Origin of the sequence: Paraburkholderia sp. GAS206C, assembly GCF_050435645.1 — a bacterium.
Lineage (GTDB): Bacteria > Pseudomonadota > Gammaproteobacteria > Burkholderiales > Burkholderiaceae > Paraburkholderia > Paraburkholderia phenazinium_B.
The window spans coordinates 33,749-53,166 of the sequence record NZ_JBNDKR010000009.1; the positions used below are offsets into that span (position 1 = coordinate 33,749).

Genomic DNA, 19,418 nt, shown 5'->3' on the forward strand with positions numbered 1-19,418 from the left:
CGGTATGTGAACGTTGCGCTGCAGGGAAGCCTCGGGGGAATCTCGGGAAAGCCTCGTGAAAATCCCGCGCAAACCCCCAATGCGGTCTTGCTGCAATCAGGGTTTGTCTCGTAGTAGCAGCGCCTCGGCAGGCGGCATACTGACCTGATTTACCCCGGCTAAATCCGTGCCGACGCAGGAGCGCACATGACTCAACATCCTGGCAAACCTGCAGGTCTCGCCGACCCGCATGATGTCGATCTTTTCGAATTCGCGCGGAGCGGCTGTCAGGCCGCGGGTCTCGTGCGCGTCTCGCAACTGCCGCGCATGTTAAACGAAGTTCCTGCGGAAGCGCCAGAGCGCGAAAGCGCGTTCACCTGGCAGGCCGAAGGGGCAACGCAGCCGGAATTGCAGGACGACGGCACCGAGGGTCCGCAGCCTTATCTGAGGCTCGCGATTCACGGGTCGGCATGGCTCGAATGTCAGCGGTGTCTCACGCCGTATCTGCAGGCGTTCAACGTCGATGCGACTTACCGGATCGTCAACACTGAGGCGGAAGCCGAAGAGTTTCCGCTCGACGAGGATGAAGTCGATGTGATCGTGGGTTCAGCCCATTTCGATCTTATCGACTTGATCGAAGAAGAGTTGCTGCTGAGTTTGCCGCTGGTGCCCAAGCACGAGGTTTGCCCTGAAGTGCACGAGTCGCTCGTGTCTGGGGTGGCCGGTGATGAGGGTGACGAAGCCGGAGAGGATGAAGCTGAAGAGGGCGGCGAGCCCGCCCGGCCCAATCCGTTTGCGGCGCTCGAAGCCCTCAAGAAGGGTGGTTCCGGCGGCGAGAAGCACTGAACAGTTGCATAGGAGCGCGATGCGGCGCGTTGGCCATTCGGCCAGTGACGATTGCCGTATCGGGCTGTGTTAGAATTCGGAAAATTTTTAGGAGTTATCATGGCAGTCCAACAAAACAAGAAGTCGCCGTCGAAGCGCGGCATGCACCGCTCGCACGATTTCCTCAGCGCAGCGCCGCTGGCTGTGGAACCGAGCACGGGTGAAGTGCATCTGCGTCACCACGTTAGCCCGAACGGCTACTATCGCGGCAAGAAAGTCGTCAAGACGAAGAACGACTAATCGTCCCGTTGCGTTGCGCCCCTTGGCGTTTCGCGTGGCGATCGGCTCGCTTGACATTTTCCCGGCTCGACAAAAAGGCGGCATCTATGGCCGCTTTTTTGTGTCGAACGCAGTTAGCCGTCTAGCGCTTGCTGCGTTCCCATGCAGAGCTCCTGAAATTCGTCGCACTCCATGACAGTAAAGCTCACGATAGATTGCATGGGAGGCGACCACGGCCCGTCCGTGACCGTTCCCGCGGCTGTCAGTTTCGTTCGTTCGCATCCCGATGCGCAGTTGATGCTCGTCGGTATCGAAAGCGTGATCCGCGCCCAGCTCAAGAAGTTGAAGGCCGAGGGCGAGTCTGCGCTGGTCATCGTGCCGGCTTCAGAGATCGTCGCCATGGACGACTCGGTTGAAGTCGCGCTGCGCAAGAAGAAAGACTCGTCGATGCGCGTGGCGCTCAACCGCGTCAAGGAAGGCGAGGCTCAGGCCTGCATCTCCGCCGGCAACACCGGTGCGCTGATGGCGGTGTCCCGCTATGTTCTGAAAACGCTCCCGGGTATCGAACGCCCGGCGATCGCGTTCGCATTGCCGAATCCAACCGGCTACACGATGATGCTCGACCTGGGCGCCAACGTCGATTGCGAGCCGCAGCATCTGCTGCAGTTTGCGGAGATGGGGCATGCGCTCGTGTCGGCGCTCGAGGGCAAGGAACGCCCTACGATCGGTCTGCTTAACATCGGCGAAGAGGTCATCAAGGGCAACGAGACCATCAAGCGTGCCGGTGAGTTGCTGCGGGCGAGTACACTGAATTTCCACGGTAACGTCGAGGGCGACGATATCTTTAAGGGCACGACCGATGTGATCGTCTGCGACGGTTTTGTCGGCAATGTCGCGCTGAAGACATCGGAAGGGCTCGCGCAGATGTTGAACGACATCATCAAGGAAGAGTTCGGCCACTCTTGGCTGACCAAGGTGATGGGGCTTCTCGCGTTGCCGGTACTGTTACGCTTCAAGAAGCGGGTCGACACCCGGCAATACAACGGTGCAGCACTGCTCGGCCTGCGTAGTCTCGTGATCAAGAGCCACGGCTCGGCGGACGCGTACGCGTTTGAGTGGGCGATCAAACGCGGGTATGATGCCGTCAAAAACGGCGTGCTGGAACGCCTTGCGCGGGCGATGGAAGAGAACGCGAGTTCTCTGGAACAGGTTGCGCGCGACGCAAGCGGCGCGGGTTATGCAAGTCCGGCCGCAGGCCAGCCAGCCGAGCCCTACGCTGCGCTATCCTCGAAGGCATAATGGCTCAATCGACAATTTATTCCCGCGTGCTGGGAACCGGCAGTTATCTGCCACCCGGGCGCGTCAGCAATCAGGACCTGGCCGAACGTCTTGCCAGGCAGGGCGTCGAAACCAGCGACGAGTGGATCGTAGCCCGCACCGGCATCCACGCACGCCATTTCGCAGAACCTGATGTCACCACTAGCGATCTCGCGCTCATCGCCGCCCAGCGCGCGATCGAAGCTGCCGATGTCGACCCGCAATCGATCGACCTGATCATTGTCGCCACCTCCACGCCCGACTATGTGTTTCCTAGCACGGCGTGTCTGCTGCAGAACAAGCTCGGCATCAAGAACCACGGCGCGGCGTTCGACGTGCAGGCTGTCTGTTCGGGCTTCGCTTATGCGGTGGCAACGGCGGACAGTTTCATCCGCAGCGGTCAGCATCACACCGCGCTGGTGATCGGAGCCGAAACCTTCTCGCGTCTGCTCGATTTCAATGACCGCACGACCTGCGTGCTCTTCGGCGACGGCGCTGGCGCAGTCATCCTCTCGGCCTCGGAACAGCCTGGCGTGCTTGCCAACGCGCTGCATGCCGACGGCAGTCATTCCAACATTCTCTGCACGCCGGGCAACGTGAACGGCGGTGTGATCGCCGGTAGCGCGTTCCTGCATATGGACGGCCAGGCGGTGTTCAAGCTCGCCGTCAACGTGCTCGAGAAGGTCGCCGTCGAAGCGCTTAACAAAGCTGGCCTCACAGCGGAACAGGTCGATTGGCTGATTCCGCATCAGGCCAATATCCGTATCATGCAAAGCACGTGCCGCAAACTGGGCCTGCCGCAGGAGCGCATGGTCGTCACGGTGGGCGAGCACGGCAATACGTCGGCTGCGTCCATTCCGCTCGCGTTTGACGTCGCCGTGCGCGACGGCCGTATCAAGCGTGGCCAGAACGTCCTGATCGAAGGCGTCGGCGGCGGCTTCACGTGGGGCGCGTCGGTTATCCGCTATTGATCTGCGTTTGAGGCGGCGCTTCGGCGTCGCCCGCAACGGTCAGTCGCGTCGATAAGGCCGCGTGCCGTGCGCATCTGAAACATCGAATTTTGAGGATCCCATGAAATTTGCGTTTGTTTTTCCTGGCCAGGGCTCGCAGTCTGTCGGCATGCTCAACGCATTTGCCGACCACGCCATCGTGCGCGAGACAGTTCAGGAAGCCTCCGACGCGCTCGGCCAGGATCTGGGCAAGCTGATCGCCGAAGGTCCGGCTGACGATCTGAACCTCACCACCAATACCCAACCCGTCATGCTGACGGCCGCGTACGCAATCTACCGCGCGTGGCAGGCTGCGGGCGGTCCGGCGCCGGCAATCGTCGCGGGCCACAGCCTTGGTGAATACACGGCGCTGGTCGTTGCCGGCGCGCTGGCGTTCCGTGACGCGGTACCACTCGTGCGTTTTCGCGCGCAGGCCATGCAGACGGCCGTGCCGGTAGGCGAGGGCGGCATGGCGGCGATTCTCGGTCTCGACGACGACGCGGTGCGTGCGGTGTGTGCCGAAGCAGCGTCGGCGGGTGTCGTGGAAGCGGTGAATTTCAATGCGCCGTCGCAGGTCGTGATTGCCGGCAACAAGGCCGCGGTCGAAAAGGCCTGCGAAATCGCCAAGGCCAAGGGCGCGAAGCGTGCGCTGCCGCTGCCGGTGTCGGCGCCTTTCCATTCCTCGCTTCTCAAGCCCGCATCGGATCAGTTGCGCGAGTATCTCGCGAGCGTCGAGCTGCAGGTGCCGAAGATCCCCGTTGTGAATAACGTCGATGTGGCTATCGTCAACGAGCCGGCCGCGATTAAGGATGCACTCGTGCGTCAGGCAGCCGGCGCGGTGCGCTGGGTCGAATGCGTGCAGGCGATCGCGGGCCAGGGTGTCACGCATGTGATCGAATGCGGTCCCGGCAAGGTTCTGTCAGGTTTGACCAAGCGCATCGACGGCAATCTGGTCGGTGCCTCGGTTTTCGATCCGGCCTCGCTCGAAGAAACGCTTAAGCTCGTGACGGCCTGAGCGGCGCGCAGGTACAGCCGCAAGTATCACAGTACTCACTACAGCCTAAAGACTGCAATCAGCCCTCACGGGCACTCCGGACTGAAAGATGGAAAAGACTCTCGATAAGCAGATCGCGATCGTGACCGGCGCCTCCCGGGGTATTGGCCGCGCCATTGCGCTCGAACTGGCGCGCCAGGGTGCGACCGTCATCGGCACGGCGACCAGCGAAAGCGGCGCTGCCTCGATCACCGAAGCGTTCAAGGCCGAAGGCGTGAACGGCCGCGGCGCAGTACTGAACGTGAACGACGCGGCTGCAGCAGAAGCGCTGATCGACGGCACCGTGAAAGAATTTGGAACGTTGCACGTGCTCGTGAACAACGCGGGCATTACCCAAGATCAACTGGCGATGCGCATGAAGGACGACGACTGGGACGCGGTGATCGACACCAATCTCAAGTCCGTGTTCCGCCTGTCGCGCGCAGTGCTCCGCCCGATGATGAAGGCGCGCGGCGGCCGCATTATCAACATTACGTCGGTGGTCGGCTCGGCTGGCAACCCGGGACAGGCCAACTACGCGGCGGCGAAAGCCGGTGTAGCGGGTATGACGCGGGCGCTGGCGCGCGAGATCGGCAGCCGCGGCATTACCGTGAACTGCGTCGCGCCGGGCTTTATCGACACCGACATGACGAAGACCCTGCCGGAAGAGCAGCAAACCGCGCTCAAGACCCAGATTCCGCTTGGCCGTCTGGGCAGCCCGGAAGACATCGCTCATGCTGTCGCGTTTCTTGCTTCGCCGCAGGCCGGCTACATCACCGGCACGACGTTGCATGTAAACGGCGGCATGTACATGTCTTAACGGAATTCGGTTACCATCCGCGCCGTGACGCGATTCTCGTCGTGACCGGGCGGATGCCTTGACAGGAACCGTGCGCGCCGCTTTTTTGCAGGGGCAAACCTGATAAAATGCGCGCACCTGTATTTTTGAACTTCTTTTCCCTTGGAGGGGTTAATGGACAATATCGAACAGCGCGTCAAGAAGATCGTCGCAGAACAACTGGGCGTTGCCGAAGCAGAGATCAAGAACGAAGCCTCGTTCGTGAACGACCTCGGCGCTGACTCGCTCGACACCGTCGAACTCGTGATGGCCCTCGAAGACGAATTCGGCATGGAAATTCCGGATGAAGAAGCTGAGAAGATCACGACCGTCCAGCAAGCGATCGACTACGCTCGCGCAAACGTCAAGGCCTAAGGTCATTCGCGCCCGCGTTGCTGGGTTGGCGGCGTGTGACGCCCTGTTGGGCCGGTTTCCGGCATCCACGGGGCTGGTGCTATTGCCGACGGAGTTGGCGATGAAGTTGCCGGCGCAGCCGTTTCCAGCGCAGATGCAAGTGCAGGTTTCGGCGCAGTTTCCAACGCGTTTTTCAGCGCGTGTTCCAGGTTAACAGCCACAGGGCTCACAGGTCCGATTCCTGTGGCCGCTGTGGCTTTTGCTTTTGTCACCTATGAAAAAGAGGTTACCGTGAGCCGTCGTCGTGTTGTCGTTACAGGCCTGGGGCTGATTTCGCCTGTTGGCAATAATGTTGCCGACGGCTGGGCCAATCTGGTCGCCGGCAAGTCGGGCATTGCCAACATCACGAAGTTCGATGCCGCGAACTTCACGACCCGCTTTGCCGGCGAGGTGAAGGGCTTCAATATCGAGGACTACATCCCCGGCAAGGAAGCGCGCCACATGGATACGTTCATCCATTACGGCGTGGCTGCCGGCATCCAGGCGATGCAGGACAGCGGGCTCGAAGTCACCGATGAGAATTCGGAGCGCATCGGCGTTGTGGTTGGCTCGGGCATCGGGGGTCTGCCGATGATCGAAGTCACGCAGACGGAACTGCTCAATCGCGGCCCGCGCCGGATTTCGCCGTTCTTCGTGCCGGCCTCGATCATCAACATGATCTCCGGCCATCTCTCGATCAAGTTCGGCATCAAGGGCCCGAACCTCGCTATCGTCACGGCGTGCACCACCGGCCTGCATTGCATCGGCGAGGCCTCGCGCCTGATCGAATATGGCGACGCCGACGTGATGATTGCGGGCGGTGCGGAATCGACCGTGTCGCCGCTTGGCATTGGCGGCTTCGCGGCGGCGCGTGCCCTGTCGCAACGCAATGACGATCCGGCTACGGCGAGCCGTCCGTGGGACAAGGATCGCGACGGCTTCGTGCTCGGCGAGGGCGCCGGCGTGATGGTGCTCGAAGAGTACGAGCACGCGAAGGCCCGCGGCGCGAAGATTTACGCCGAAGTGAGCGGTTATGGGATGAGCGGCGACGCCTATCACATGACTGCCCCGGTAGAAGATGGCGACGGCGCACGTCGATGCATGCTGGCCGCATTGAAGAATGCAGGTGTGAACGTGGATCAGGTGAACTACCTGAACGCCCATGGCACCTCGACGCAGCTCGGCGACCTCGCGGAAACCACCGGCATCAAGCGTGCCTTCGGCGATCACGCGAAGAACATCGTCGTGAATTCGACAAAGTCGATGACCGGCCACCTGCTGGGTGGCGCGGGCGGTCTCGAGTCGGTCTTCACGGTCCTCGCCGTGCACAATCAGATCTCGCCGCCGACGATCAACATCTTCAACCAGGATCCCCAGTGCGATCTTGATTACTGCGCCAACACCGCGCGGGAGATGAAAATCGACATCGCGCTGAAGAACTCGTTTGGGTTCGGCGGCACGAACGGCACGCTGGTCTTCAAGCGCGCCTGAGCGGACCGGTCCGTTTGACGTCACCCTCCACGCAGCCCGGTCCCGCGCTTCCCGCCGGACCGGTATCGCCGAACGGAGCGCCGCTGGTTACCCTGCGACGCTCCGTTGTCCTGCGTAGCGCAACGGTGGCTTTTATCCTGATTGCCGTGGCTGCCGTTCAGGCATGCCTGTCAGCCCGGCTCGGCGCCATGCAGGCAGCGCCCGCTGCCGCAACTGTGCTAGCTTTCCTCTCGCTCGCCGCGCGGCGGCATTGGCACGCCGAGCCCGGCGCCATCAAAATCGGGCCCGATGGCCTCACCGTCTGGAACCGCGCCGGGCGCACGCTCGAGCAGGGTCGTATTGCCGGTTGCTCGCAGTGGAGCGGCCGGCTCCTCATTCTGGTGCTCGTGGGCGCGAGCGGCCGTTCCCGGCCGTTGCTGATCGCGGCCGACACGCTGTCTGCCGAGGCGTTCCGCGAGCTGGCCGTGCTGGGCCGGCGCGCCGCCGGCGTCTGACTGTAACGACTGTAACCGCGAGTACCTTAGTAACGTGACGCGATGATGGGGACGCTACAATGGTGCCCCGCGTTGCAGCCCATAGTTAACGGATTTATCAGGTGAGCGAAAAAGAAATTGATCAGGTGCTGGTCGAACGCGTCCAGAAGGGCGACAAGGCCGCGTTCGAGCTTCTGGTCTCCAAATACCACCGGAAGATCCTCCGGCTGATCTCGCGCCTCGTGCGGGACCCCGCTGAGGTTGAGGATGTAGCCCAGGATGCCTTCATCAAGGCATACCGGGCGCTGCCCCAATTCCGCGGCGAATCGGCCTTTTATACGTGGTTGTACCGGATTGCGGTCAACACGGCAAAGAACTACCTTGCGACCCAGGGGCGGCGTGCACCCACTTCGACCGAAGCAGATGCTGAAGAAGCTGAAACTTTCTCGGACGCCGACCAACTAAGGGATATCAACACGCCTGAGTCGATGTTGATGAGCAAGCAGATCGCTGAGACGGTCAATGCTGCGATGGCGGTTTTACCGGAAGAGTTGCGCACCGCCATTACTCTTCGTGAAATTGAAGGTTTGAGCTATGAGGAAATCGCTGAGATGATGGGGTGCCCAATCGGCACGGTCAGATCACGAATTTTTCGCGCTCGCGAAGCCATTGCGGCAAAATTGCGTCCATTGCTTGACACACCCGAAGGCAAACGCTGGTAGTCGGCCAGCTCGCCCGTCGGGGCAATGGGGCAATATCTGGGTTAGGTGGTGTCACTAGGGGTGTGTAAGATGGGGAGCATCATGGGGTCGGTCTCGATGCAATCGCAAGCAAGCTCGCGAGGCGAGCGTCTGTCCGCTTTTGTCGACGGTGAGCTGTTCGGCGAAGAGCATCTGAACAAGTTTATTTCCGAGCTGGATCGCGAAGATCGCGCGTCCTGGTCGCATTACCACCTGATCGGCGACGCTCTGCGTTCGGACGATCTGGCGGTAAGCCCCGCGACCAGTAGCGCGTTCCTCGCCAGCTTCAGTGCGCGTCTCGAGCAGGAGCCGCACGTGCTGGCGCCCGCCGCGATGCCGGCTGCAGGCCGTTTGCTGGCGCTGCGCCGCCGCTTCGTGCCGGCGTTTGCGGTCGCCGCTGCCGCCGCCACGCTGACGTGGATTGTCGTGCCGCAATTGCAGGGTGTGCCGGGCGGTGCGGGCGTGTCTCAGGTCGCGTCGCTGCAGTCCCATGGCGATTCCGTGCAGCGTGTGGCCATGGCCCCGGTGCCGACGGTTGCCGCCGCCCAGCCGGTTTCGGACGGCAACATCATCCGCGACGCGAGCCTCGACCAGTATCTGGAAGCTCATCAACAGTTTGCACAGCAACCGGTTATGCCCGGTTCGATGCCGCTGATTCGCACCTCCGCCATGACCACGCAAGGCCAATAGTCTGATGCAGACACTGCGGTTGAATAAAACGACTATCTGGGGGCGGCTGCCGGCATTTCTGTTCTGTGCAGCCGTATTGTTGTCCGCCACACCGCGTGTCTTTGCGCAGTCCGACGATCCGCTCGTCGCCCGCCGGACTGCGGCTGACTTGCTCAACCGCATTCACCAGGCCGCCCAGCAGCAGAATTACGAAGGGGCGTTCGTCTATCAGCGGGGCAATTTCGTCCAGACCTCGCGGATCGTCCATTTCGCCACCCACAGCGACGGCGAGTTCGAGCAGCTCGAAAGCCTGGACGGCAAGCCGCGCAAGATGTTGCGCCATAACGACGAAATGTACACGTTCATCCCCGAACGGCATTTGTGCGTCGTCGAAAAGCGCCAAAACAAAGATTCATTCCCCGCTTTGCTCGCGGCCAGCAGCGACCAGGTGATGTCTGTCTATGAGCCGAAGCTGCTCGGCGACGACCGCGTCGCGGGTATCGACAGTCAAGTGCTCGAACTCGACCCGAAAGACGCCTTCCGGTTCGCTTACAAGCTTTGGGCGGACAAAAAGACCGGCTTACTGCTGCGCGCGCAGACGCTCGACCCGAGCGGGCAGGTGCTCGAGCAGTTGTCGTTCTCGCAGATCAGCATAGGCGTGCCGGTCGATACGACGCCGATCGCCAATGGCATCCACAACACCGCGGGCTGGACCGTCGTGAAGCCGCCGGTCGAGCCGGTGGATATGGAAGCGCAGGGCTGGCAGATCGATCCCACCGTGCCCGGTTTCCACAAGATTCGCGAGTTGCGCCGTCCGATGGCGTCGGCTGATCCAAGCGAGCCACCCATCCCGGTCGACCAGGCCGTGTTCTCGGACGGCCTCGCGGCGATTTCGGTATTTGTCGAGCCGGTCGAAAAAAATACCCGTAAGGAAGGCGCTGGCAGCAGCGGGGCGACGCACGTGCTGGTCAAGCGTCAAGGTGACTTCTGGATTACTCTGCTGGGGGAAGTGCCCCAAGCCACATTGCAGCAATTTGCGTCTGCCATAGAATATAAGGCTCCCAAGTAATTCCTCGAATCCCTCTGCTGGCTACGATATGACGATTTTCACGGTGCGCAAATTTCTCGCAGCCGCGGTGGTGGCAGTTTGTCTGCCGCTCGTACCGCATGCAGCGTCGGCGGCGCCTGCAGCCAATCTTCCCGACTTTACCGATCTCGTCGACAAGGTCGGGCCGGCAGTCGTCAACATCCGCACCACGACCAAGGTGACGGGTAGCAGTGCCCATGGCACGGCGCCAGGACTCGATGACGGTGATATGTCAGAGTTCTTCCGGCGCTTTTTCGGCATTCCGTTGCCGCAGCAGCCCGGTTCGCCTGGCAATGGGAATGGCAACGGCGGTGGCGGTAGTGGCGGCGATAACGGCGACAACGGCAGTGGCAGCGGCGGGAGCAGCAGCAACCAGGACGCACCCGACAACTCCGATTCCGAGCAGAGCAGCGGTGTGGGGTCCGGCTTCATCCTGTCGCAGGATGGCTATGTGATGACCAACGCCCACGTGGTCGATGACGCCGACAACATCTATGTCACGCTGACCGACAAGCGAGAATTCAAGGCCAAGCTGATTGGCATGGACGATCGCACCGACGTTGCGGTGGTGAAGATCAACGCGTCGAATCTGCCGGCCGTCACGATTGGCGATTCGACCAAGGTGCGTGTGGGCGAATGGGTTGTGGCCATCGGCTCGCCGTTCGGGCTGGAAAACACGGTCACCGCCGGGATTGTCAGCGCCAAAGGGCGCGACACCGGTGATTATCTGCCGTTCATCCAGACCGACGTGCCGGTCAATCCTGGCAACTCGGGTGGTCCGCTCATCAATATGCAGGGCGAGGTAATCGGCATCAACTCGCAGATCTACAGCCGTACCGGCGGGTTCATGGGCATTTCGTTCGCGATCCCGATCGACGAAGCGATGCGCGTGGCCGAGCAGTTGAAGACAACGGGCAAAGTCACGCGTGGCCGGATTGCGGTGGCCATCGGCGAAGTGACCAAGGACGTGGCCGATTCGCTTGGCTTGCCGTCCGCTCAAGGTGCGCTCGTCAGCAGTGTCGAACCTGGAGGCCCGGCCGATAAAGCCGGCGTGCAGCCGGGCGACATCATCCTGAAGTTCAACGGCCATTCCGTCGACACCGCGACTGACTTGCCGCGTATGGTTGGCGACACGAAGCCGGGCACCAAGGCCACCATCACCGTGTGGCGCAAGGGGCAAACGCGCGATCTGTCGGTCACGATTGCCGAAATGCAGGCTGACAAAACCGCCAAGACCGACGAGAAGCAGACCCCGCCGCCGAAGCAACGCGCGACGAATTCTCTCGGCATCGCGGTGAGCGACATCCCCGCCGACCAGCAGAAGACGCTGAAGGTGCACGGTGGCGTGCAGGTCGATCAGGTGGACGGACCGGCTGCCCGCGTCGGCTTGCAGAAGGGCGACATCATTCTGCGCGTCGGCGATACGGATATCTCGAGCGCGAAGCAGTTCGACGAAGTGACCGCGCATCTGGACCCGCAAAAGATGATTGCGTTGCTGGTGCGTCGTGGCGACAACACGCAATTCGTGCCGCTGCGCCCGCGTAGCGGCTCCGCGCAGAAGTGACAACACCGGTGGCACCGCTCACGCTCTACGGGCGCGCGTGGTGCCACCTTTGTGACGACATGCGTGCCGGGCTCGAGCCGTTGCTGATGGAGTTCGGGGCGCAGGTCGAGATCGTCGATGTCGACACTGATCCTGCACTCGAAGCGCGTTACAACGAGTTAGTGCCGGTTTTGGTGTGTGATGGTGTCGAGTTGTGCCACTATCACCTCGACGAAGGGCGGGTCCGCGCAGCGCTGAGCGCACGTGCCGGGCAGATCCGCTAGCGCATCGAAAGTCACGGGGCCCGACATACGTCTGAGCCCGCTTTCAGTGCTCTCCTGCAAGATATGCCGGGCGGAAGCCTTTTTCGGCTAAAATAGAGAGGTTTTTCACCTACTTCCAAGGCGTGCTCCGCAATCGTCCGGGCGCGCCTTTTTCGCTTGATCGGTACTGAATGGATCATATTCGTAATTTCTCGATCATTGCGCACATCGACCATGGCAAGTCGACGCTCGCCGATCGCATCATCCAGATTTGCGGCGGCCTGTCCGACCGCGAAATGGAATCGCAGGTGCTCGACTCGATGGATCTCGAGCGCGAGCGCGGCATCACCATCAAGGCACAGACTGCTGCACTGACGTACAAAGCCCGCGATGGGCGGATCTACAACCTCAATATGATCGACACGCCGGGGCACGTCGATTTCTCGTACGAAGTCAGCCGCTCGCTGTCGGCGTGCGAAGGCGCGCTGCTGGTGGTCGACGCGAGTCAGGGCGTCGAAGCTCAGACGGTTGCGAACTGCTATACGGCAATCGAGCTCGGCGTCGATGTGATTCCGGTCCTCAACAAGATCGACTTGCCCGCGGCGAACCCCGAAAACGCGATCACCGAAATCGAAGATGTGATCGGCATCGACGCAACCGATGCCACGCGTTGTAGCGCGAAAACGGGCCTCGGCGTCGAAGACGTGCTGGAAGCGCTGATCGCGAAAGTGCCGCCGCCCAAGGGCGATCCCGAAGCGCCGCTGCAGGCGTTGATCATCGATTCGTGGTTCGACAACTACGTTGGCGTGGTGATGCTGGTGCGTATCGTCAACGGCACGCTGCGTCCCAAAGACAAGATCCGCTTGATGGCGACCGACACTCAGTACCCGGTCGAGCACATTGGCGTGTTCACGCCGAAATCGAAGAATCTCGAGTCGCTGTCCGCCGGGCAGGTGGGCTTCATCATCGCCGGCATCAAGGAATTGGCCGCCGCGAAGGTGGGCGATACCGTCACGCTGGTGAACCGTCCGGCGCCCGCGCCGCTGCCGGGCTTCAAGGAAGTGAAGCCGCAGGTGTTCGCCGGTCTCTACCCGGTCGAAGCCAACCAGTACGACGCCCTGCGCGATTCGCTGGAAAAACTGAAGCTCAACGACGCCTCGCTGCACTACGAGCCGGAAGTTTCGCAGGCGCTTGGCTTCGGCTTCCGTTGCGGCTTCCTCGGTCTCCTGCACATGGAGATCGTGCAGGAGCGCCTCGAGCGCGAGTTCGACATGGACCTGATCACCACGGCGCCGACCGTGGTGTATGAAGTCCTGCAACGCGACGGCACGGTCATCATGGTCGAGAACCCTGCCAAGATGCCTGATCCGTCGAAGATCGAAGAAGTGCGCGAGCCGATCGTCACCGTGAACCTGTATATGCCGCAGGACTACGTGGGCTCGGTCATCACGCTGTGTACGCAAAAGCGCGGCGTCCAGATCAACATGCAGTACCACGGCCGCCAGGTTCAGCTCACGTACGAAATTCCGATGGGCGAAGTCGTGCTCGACTTCTTCGATCGTCTAAAGTCCATGTCGCGCGGTTATGCGTCGATGGACTACGAGTTCAAGGAATATCGTGCAGCGGATGTCGTGAAGGTGGACATGCTGATCAACGGCGACAAGGTCGATGCGCTGTCGGTGATCGTCCACCGTTCGCAGAGCCAGCACCGCGGCCGCGAAGTGGCGGCCAAGATGCGCGAACTGATTCCGCGTCAGATGTACGACGTGGCGATTCAGGCGACCATCGGCGCGAACATTATCGCCCGCGAAAACATCAAGGCATTGCGTAAGAATGTGCTGGCAAAATGCTACGGCGGCGATATTTCACGTAAGAAGAAGCTGTTGGAAAAGCAGAAGGCAGGCAAGAAGCGAATGAAGCAGGTCGGGTCCGTCGAGATTCCGCAAGAAGCTTTCCTCGCGATTCTGCGTGTCGAAGACAAATAAGACGAAGAACGGAACTCTATGAATTTTGCGCTGATTCTTTTTGTGCTCGTCATCATTACGGGCATCGCATGGGTCGCAGACAAACTGGTTTTCGTGCCGCAACGGCGGCGCGCGGCGGACGAGGCAGTTGCCGAGTTCGACCGTCAGCAGGCGCGCGTTGGTGAGCGCTTCGCCGACGAAAACGCTCCGCAAACGCGGGCGCGTCTGCGTGAAGAAAAGCTTCGCCAACCCTGGTGGCTCGAATATTCGGCGAGCTTCTTCCCGGTCATTCTCGTGGTGTTCGTGGTCCGCTCGTTTGTGGTCGAGCCGTTCAAGATTCCGTCGGGCTCGATGGTGCCGACGCTGCTGGTGGGCGACTTCATCCTCGTCAACAAGTATGAATATGGCATCCGTCTGCCGATCACCAACACCAAGATCACCGACGGCAGTCCGCTTCAGCGCGGCGACGTGGTGGTGTTCCGCTACCCGAAAGACGAATCGGTCGACTACATCAAGCGCGTGATCGGCCTGCCGGGCGACGTGGTGGCGTATCAGGACAAACAGCTGACCATCAACGGCAAGCCTGTGCCGGAGACGCCACTGCCTGACTACTTCGACGAAGAGCGCATTGGGTACGCGAAACAGTTCGAAGAGGACATCGACGGCCGCAAGAATGCAATTCTCAATAATCCGGCAGTGCCGCCGTACATCGTCGGCGCGGAAGACTATCCGTATCGGGATAACTGCACGTACAACGCGCGCGGCGTGATCTGCAAGGTGCCGCCCGGCAATTATTTCATGATGGGCGACAACCGTGATAACAGCGCGGACAGTCGCTACTGGGGCTTCGCGCCGGACAAGAATATCGTCGGCCGCGCGTTCTTTATCTGGATGAATTTCAGCAACTTGAAACGCATCGGGACGTTCCACTGATCGTCACCGCACTGACCGCACGCTGACCAGACAACACGTCGCGCAGATGCCACTCATTGGGCGCGGCGTGTTCTCACGCTACTTTAAGAACGTGCGGTAAGGTCGCTTCACAACGCTTTTTCCGTTGGCCGCTCCGCGTTTTCGCCGGGGCAGGCGCCCGCGTTATACTCTGCACATGCCCCTATCTCCGTTGGAAAGCCGTTTGCGTTACGAATTTCGCAATGCGGAATTGTTGCGCCAGGCTTTAACTCACCGTAGTCACAGTGCCACGCATAACGAACGGCTCGAGTTTCTCGGCGATTCCGTTCTGAATTGCGCGGTGGCTGCACTATTGTTCCAACGTTTCAGCAAACTGGACGAGGGCGACCTGTCGCGCGTCCGCGCCAATCTGGTCAAACAGCAGTCGCTGTACGAAATTGCTCAGGCCCTGAATATTTCAGAGGGCCTCCGGCTCGGTGAAGGCGAGCTGCGCAGTGGCGGCTTCCGCCGCCCGTCAATCCTCGCTGACACGCTCGAAGCTATCCTGGGTGCCATCTTCCTGGACGGTGGCTTCGAAGCCGCTCAGACGGTCATCAAACGCCTCTACGTGCCGATTCTGGACCATATCGATCCCCGCACGCTCGGCAAGGACTCGAAGACGCTGCTGCAGGAGTATCTGCAGGGGCACAAGATTGCGTTGCCCACCTACACTGTCGTGGCAACGCATGGTGCGGCGCACAATCAGCAGTTTGAAGTCGAATGCACGGTGCCGAAGCTGGAAGTCAAGGTGTCCGGTTCGGGCGCCAGCCGGCGCGCGGCCGAGCAGGCCGCAGCCAAGAAGGCACTGGACGAGGTGATGGCCGCCGCGCCTGCCGTGGTGGCCAAGCCAAAGCGCTCGAAGGGCGCCCGGGCGGCGAAGCATGCCGAGCCGGAGATTGTCCCTGGCGTGACCGGTGTGCAAACCGCGCTCGATCTGCGTGCGCCGGACCGTAAGAACGAGCGGAGCGCGCGCGGCGAGCCGAAGGCAGCCGCAGCCGGGACCGAGGCCGCCGTGGCCGAGCGGCCAGCACCCGTCGCCGCGCCGGTCGTCGCACCGCTTGCGGTAATCCGGGCTGCGCACGTGGAATACAGCAGCCAGACCTCGGCGGAAAAAGACAAGGCCGAGAAAGACAAGGCCGAGAAGGACAAGGCGGAAAAAGCCGAAAAGACCGAGCGCGCCGAAAAGCTCGACAAATCCGACGCCTCTTCACGCAGCGCCGACAAACCCGCCGCCGCCCGTAGCCGCGAACTTGCGCCCGACCTGGCGGCGCCTGCCGAACTCGAACCCGGTGTTGCCGACGCGGTACAAACGCGCGTCGCCGATGCGGGCCATTGATTGACTGGATGCGCGTTTCTTCGCGCGTCCATATGAACCTGCCGTAGCCTGAATATGAACGCTTCCACCCCCACTGGTTTCCGCTGCGGCATGGTCGCGATCGTCGGCCGCCCCAACGTCGGCAAGTCCACGCTGATGAACGCGCTGGTCGGCCAGAAAGTCAGTATCACGTCGCGCAAGGCGCAGACGACGCGCCATCGCATTACCGGCATTCACACGCTCGAAGACGCGCAGTACATCTTCGTCGACACACCCGGGTTCCAGACCAAGCACAGCGGCGCGCTGAACCGCTCGCTCAACCGCGCGGTCACTTCGACGCTGACCTCGGTCGACGCCATCCTGTTCGTGATCGAAGCGGGCCGTTTCGGTCCGGACGACCAGAAGGTGCTCGATCTGATCCCGCCTTCGGTGCCCACGCTGCTGATCGCCAACAAGCTCGACCGTGTCTCGGATAAGGACTCGCTGTTTCCGTTCATGCAGCAGGTGAGCGCACTGCGCGAGTTCAATGAGATTGTGCCGCTGTCCGCCAAGAATCCCGACGACATCAAACGTCTGATGGCAACCGTCAAGCCGTTTCTGCCGGAAGGCGCGCCGATCTACGGCGAAGACGACCTGACCGATCGCAGCGAGCGTTTTCTCGCCGCCGAAATCCTGCGCGAAAAGGTTTTCCGTTGGACCGGTGACGAACTCCCGTACACGAGCACGGTCCTGATCGACAAGTTCGAAACCGAAGGTCGTCTGCGCCGCATTTTCGCGACCATCATGGTGGAACGCGACACGCACAAGGCGATGATCATCGGCCAGAAGGGCGCCAAGCTGAAGCAGATCAGCACCGAAGCGCGCCTTGACATGGAAAAGCTGTTCGACGGCCCCGTGTATCTGGAAACCTTCATCAAGGTGAAGAGTGGCTGGGCCGACAACGAAGCCGGACTTCGCGCCTATGGGTACGAATGACGCGTGGATGACGCTGCAATCCGACGCTGAACCGGACGATACCGAGCCGGGCGCGCCGGCGCGCGAGCCATCGAAGGCTCGTGTGTCGAAGAAGTCATCTTCAGCATCCACTGGTTCTTCCATCCGCAACTCGCCGCGCAATACGCCGCGTAGCTCAGCCGGCGAAGCATCGGACGCAGACGCGTCTGCCAGCGGCGAAGCGCGCAAGACACCGGCACGCCGGTCGCCGCGCAGTTCCGGTTCCGACTACAAGGTCACTGAGCAACCGGCGTTCGTGCTGCATAGCTATCCGCATCGTGAGACCAGTCTGATCATCGATGTACTGACGCGCGATCACGGCCGTCTCGCTCTCGTCGCAAAGGGCGCAAAGCGCCCGCACTCCGCGTTGCGCGGCGTGCTGCAGACATTCCAGCCGCTCGCGCTGGCGTGGTCCGGCAAATCCGAAGTCCGCACGCTGACCGGTGCCGAATGGGTGGGCGGCATGCTGCCGCTTGCCGGTGACGCGTTGCTCTGTGGCTTCTACGTCAACGAACTGCTGGTCAAATTCTGCGGACGCGAAGATCCGCATCCGCAACTGTTCCAGCACTATGTCGTCACGCTGGCGCGTCTCGCTCACGATGAGCCGGCCGTGCAGGTCCTGCGCTCGTTCGAACGCGTATTGCTGCGCGAAACCGGCTACGCTCTGGCGCTCAATCGTACGGTCGCGCGCAAGGCCGTGGTGGCGGAGGGGCGCTACGTGTTCGATCCGGAGCGCGGCGTGCGCGAAGCCTCCGACGATCTGCCCGTGCAGTGGCCGGTAGTTGCCGGCCAGACGTTGCTCGATATGGAAGCGGACGATTACCATCGTGCGCAGACCGTGGCGCAAAGCAAGACGCTGATGCGCTTTCTGCTCAACACTTACCTTGGCGGCACGCCGCTCGCGACGCGCCAGATCCTGATCGACTTGCAGAACTTATGAGCTTCTTTCTTACGTCGCCTAATGTGATCGACCTGGGCGTGAATATCGATCACGTCGCTACGGTGCGCAATGCGCGCGGTACCTCCTACCCCGACCCGATTCGCGCGGCGCTCGACGCCGAAGCGGCGGGCGCAGATGCGATCACGCTGCACCTGCGCGAAGACCGCCGGCATATCGTCGACGCTGACGTGCGCAAGCTGCGTCCGCTATTGAGGACGCGTATGAACCTCGAATGCGCGGTGACGCAGGAGATGCTCGATATCGCCTGTGAGGTGCAGCCGCACGACGTGTGCCTCGTGCCGGAAAAGCGCGAAGAACTGACCACCGAAGGCGGCCTCGACGTCGCCGGCCAGTTCGAGGCTGTGCGCTCTGCGTGCAAGCAACTGGCCGAAGCGGGCTCGCGCGTGTCGCTCTTCATCGACCCGGACGAAACGCAGATTCGCGCCGCGCATGAAGCCGGTGCGCCGGTGATCGAACTGCATACCGGCCGCTACGCCGAAGCGCATGACCCGGCAGAGCAACAGCGCGAATACGAGCGCGTGGTACGCAGCGTCGAATTCGGTCTGTCGCTCGGCATCAAGGTGAATGCCGGACATGGCCTGCACTACACGAACGTTCAGCAGATCGCGGCGATCGATGGCATTGTCGAGCTGAATATCGGCCACGCGATCGTCGCGCACGCGATTTTTGCGGGCTGGGAGAACGCGGTGCGCGAGATGAAGGCGATCATGGTCGCCGCGCGTCTCGCTGCACACGCTTGACGCCTGCGGGCGCGCCTCAGCAAACCCGCCGCAACCCTAAGCAACGAGGACCTCTCCACGCATGGCAATCTACGGCATCGGCACCGACATCGTTCAGGTCAGTCGCGTGGCGGCAGTCATGACCCGAACCAACGGGCGCTTCGCGGAGAAAGTGCTCGGCGCCGACGAATTGCGCATCTATCACGCGCGCCACGCCCGCTCGGCGGTGCGCGGGCTCGCGTTCCTCGCCACCCGTTTTTCGGCCAAGGAAGCTTTCTCGAAAGCGATCGGCCTTGGCATGCGCTGGCCGATGACCTGGCGCGCGCTGCAGACTCTCAACGAGCCGAGTGGCAAGCCGATGGTCGTCGCTTCGGGCGAACTGGCTGAATGGCTCGAAGCACGCGGCATCACAGCGCGTGTGACGATCAGCGACGAGCACGACTATGCAGTCTCCTTCGTGATTGCGGAGACGGCGGATCCAGCTGGATCCGCAGCGTCCACTCCGTCTGTCGATCCAGTCACCCCCTGATTTCGCCCGGCGCGGCGTCGGCAAGCCGCGTCTTCTTTCCCTGCGTTTTATTTTGTCTTTTTGCGGA

Annotated in this window: 21 protein-coding genes; all 21 read left to right on the top strand. The window is 61.6% G+C overall.

Translation table 11 applies throughout. From position 1 onward, the window contains the following. Positions 1-186: 186 nt before the first annotated feature. The 21 genes from P3T20_RS24735 to acpS all read left to right on the top strand — a co-directional run bounded on the left by P3T20_RS24735 (position 187) and on the right by acpS (position 19,351). Positions 187-825: a DUF177 domain-containing protein gene (locus P3T20_RS24735; protein WP_074263834.1), complete on the top strand. Its 639-nt coding sequence runs from the start codon at positions 187-189 to the stop codon at positions 823-825. Between the two features lie 99 nt (positions 826-924). After that, positions 925-1,104: a 50S ribosomal protein L32 gene (gene rpmF / locus P3T20_RS24740; RefSeq protein WP_074263835.1), complete on the top strand. Its 180-nt coding sequence runs from the start codon at positions 925-927 to the stop codon at positions 1,102-1,104. A 171-nt stretch (positions 1,105-1,275) separates the two neighbouring features. Further along, positions 1,276-2,382 (top strand): phosphate acyltransferase PlsX, encoded by a 1,107-nt coding sequence (gene plsX / locus P3T20_RS24745; protein ID WP_074263836.1) that lies wholly within the window; start codon positions 1,276-1,278, stop codon positions 2,380-2,382. Beyond that, positions 2,382-3,371, top strand: a complete 990-nt coding sequence (locus P3T20_RS24750) for a beta-ketoacyl-ACP synthase III (RefSeq protein WP_429288159.1) — start codon at positions 2,382-2,384, stop codon at positions 3,369-3,371. The genes plsX and P3T20_RS24750 overlap by 1 nt, the downstream gene beginning before the upstream one ends. A gap of 100 nt (positions 3,372-3,471) precedes the next feature. Then, positions 3,472-4,404 carry an ACP S-malonyltransferase gene (gene fabD, locus P3T20_RS24755; RefSeq protein ID WP_429288160.1) on the top strand — a complete coding sequence of 311 codons (933 nt, stop codon included), beginning with the start codon at positions 3,472-3,474 and terminating at the stop codon, positions 4,402-4,404. An 88-nt stretch (positions 4,405-4,492) separates the two neighbouring features. Beyond that, the gene (gene fabG / locus P3T20_RS24760; protein WP_074263839.1) at positions 4,493-5,242 is read left to right on the top strand and encodes a 3-oxoacyl-ACP reductase FabG; all 750 of its coding nucleotides are present in this window, start codon (positions 4,493-4,495) and stop codon (positions 5,240-5,242) included. 153 nt (positions 5,243-5,395) lie between these two features. Next, positions 5,396-5,635, top strand: a complete 240-nt coding sequence (acpP, locus tag P3T20_RS24765) for an acyl carrier protein (RefSeq protein WP_004197638.1) — start codon at positions 5,396-5,398, stop codon at positions 5,633-5,635. 270 nt (positions 5,636-5,905) lie between these two features. Beyond that, positions 5,906-7,144 carry a beta-ketoacyl-ACP synthase II gene (gene fabF, locus P3T20_RS24770; RefSeq protein ID WP_074265970.1) on the top strand — a complete coding sequence of 413 codons (1,239 nt, stop codon included), beginning with the start codon at positions 5,906-5,908 and terminating at the stop codon, positions 7,142-7,144. 125 nt (positions 7,145-7,269) lie between these two features. Next, entirely contained in the window at positions 7,270-7,638 is a 369-nt protein-coding gene (locus P3T20_RS24775) for a protein YgfX (RefSeq protein ID WP_254368785.1), read from the top strand. 101 nt (positions 7,639-7,739) lie between these two features. Beyond that, positions 7,740-8,339: an RNA polymerase sigma factor RpoE gene (gene rpoE, locus P3T20_RS24780; RefSeq protein WP_006051939.1), complete on the top strand. Its 600-nt coding sequence runs from the start codon at positions 7,740-7,742 to the stop codon at positions 8,337-8,339. Positions 8,340-8,420: 81 nt separating this feature from the next. Next, the gene (locus P3T20_RS24785) at positions 8,421-9,047 is read left to right on the top strand and encodes a sigma-E factor negative regulatory protein (protein ID WP_074263840.1); all 627 of its coding nucleotides are present in this window, start codon (positions 8,421-8,423) and stop codon (positions 9,045-9,047) included. A 4-nt stretch (positions 9,048-9,051) separates the two neighbouring features. Then, a complete protein-coding gene (locus P3T20_RS24790; RefSeq protein ID WP_429288161.1) occupies positions 9,052-10,095 on the top strand; it encodes a MucB/RseB C-terminal domain-containing protein in 1,044 nt (347 codons plus the stop codon). A 28-nt stretch (positions 10,096-10,123) separates the two neighbouring features. Further along, positions 10,124-11,677 carry a DegQ family serine endoprotease gene (locus P3T20_RS24795; RefSeq protein WP_074263842.1) on the top strand — a complete coding sequence of 518 codons (1,554 nt, stop codon included), beginning with the start codon at positions 10,124-10,126 and terminating at the stop codon, positions 11,675-11,677. Then, positions 11,674-11,940 (top strand): glutaredoxin family protein, encoded by a 267-nt coding sequence (locus tag P3T20_RS24800; RefSeq protein ID WP_074263843.1) that lies wholly within the window; start codon positions 11,674-11,676, stop codon positions 11,938-11,940. The genes P3T20_RS24795 and P3T20_RS24800 overlap by 4 nt, the downstream gene beginning before the upstream one ends. A gap of 170 nt (positions 11,941-12,110) precedes the next feature. Beyond that, positions 12,111-13,904: a translation elongation factor 4 gene (lepA, locus tag P3T20_RS24805; RefSeq protein WP_074263844.1), complete on the top strand. Its 1,794-nt coding sequence runs from the start codon at positions 12,111-12,113 to the stop codon at positions 13,902-13,904. Positions 13,905-13,922: 18 nt separating this feature from the next. Continuing rightward, positions 13,923-14,816 (top strand): signal peptidase I, encoded by an 894-nt coding sequence (lepB, locus tag P3T20_RS24810; protein ID WP_074263845.1) that lies wholly within the window; start codon positions 13,923-13,925, stop codon positions 14,814-14,816. A 175-nt stretch (positions 14,817-14,991) separates the two neighbouring features. Further along, positions 14,992-16,170, top strand: a complete 1,179-nt coding sequence (gene rnc / locus P3T20_RS24815; protein ID WP_074263846.1) for a ribonuclease III — start codon at positions 14,992-14,994, stop codon at positions 16,168-16,170. A gap of 54 nt (positions 16,171-16,224) precedes the next feature. Further along, positions 16,225-17,124: a GTPase Era gene (gene era, locus P3T20_RS24820; protein WP_074263847.1), complete on the top strand. Its 900-nt coding sequence runs from the start codon at positions 16,225-16,227 to the stop codon at positions 17,122-17,124. Then, positions 17,111-18,082 carry a DNA repair protein RecO gene (gene recO, locus P3T20_RS24825; RefSeq protein WP_074263848.1) on the top strand — a complete coding sequence of 324 codons (972 nt, stop codon included), beginning with the start codon at positions 17,111-17,113 and terminating at the stop codon, positions 18,080-18,082. Before era ends, recO begins: the two co-directional genes overlap by 14 nt. After that, the gene (gene pdxJ, locus P3T20_RS24830) at positions 18,079-18,843 is read left to right on the top strand and encodes a pyridoxine 5'-phosphate synthase (RefSeq protein ID WP_074263849.1); all 765 of its coding nucleotides are present in this window, start codon (positions 18,079-18,081) and stop codon (positions 18,841-18,843) included. Before recO ends, pdxJ begins: the two co-directional genes overlap by 4 nt. A 61-nt stretch (positions 18,844-18,904) precedes the next feature. Beyond that, positions 18,905-19,351 carry a holo-ACP synthase gene (gene acpS, locus P3T20_RS24835; protein ID WP_074263850.1) on the top strand — a complete coding sequence of 149 codons (447 nt, stop codon included), beginning with the start codon at positions 18,905-18,907 and terminating at the stop codon, positions 19,349-19,351. The last annotated feature ends 67 nt before the right edge of the window (positions 19,352-19,418 follow it).